The organism is Bacillus sp. DNRA2 (assembly GCF_012843265.1).
Lineage (GTDB): Bacteria > Bacillota > Bacilli > Bacillales > Cytobacillaceae > Bacillus_BU.
Map to the genome: position 1 here is coordinate 1 of NZ_JABAIT010000086.1, position 449 is coordinate 449.

Here is a 449-nt window from a genome sequence, read left to right on the forward strand (position 1 = left end):
TGATTGGGGTGAAGTCGTAACAAGGTAGCCGTATCGGAAGGTGCGGCTGGATCACCTCCTTTCTAAGGATAATGTCGTAATGACATTCGGAATGCAGACCATCTGGTCTGTACTGTTGATTGCTTTGTTTGTTTAGTTTTGAGGGAGCAATCCTTCAAGTTATATTCGTTCTTTGAAAACTAGATAATCGTAAGAAGAAATGTAATAAACCGAGAATCACCACATTAGTTTTTTCTCTCTTATTTATATAGTAGGAGTAACCGAGGCAAATTAGCAGCGAGAAGGTCGAGGAAGCAAGCGAGTGAAGACCGGAGCGTACTCAGTCTGTACGTGAGGATCTGAATGAGCGCAGCTGACGAAGAGATTCGAAGCTGATCATTTGTCGAATAGGTTAAGTTAGAAAGGGCGCACGGTGGATGCCTTGGCACTAGGAGCCGATGAAGGACGGT

The 449-nt window shown here is 44.3% G+C and carries 1 rRNA gene; it reads left to right on the forward strand.

The features are described 5' to 3' along the window. Positions 1 to 62 (forward strand): 16S ribosomal RNA (locus tag HHO41_RS22095); the annotation flags it as partial. Between the last annotated feature and the right edge of the window lie 387 nt (positions 63 to 449).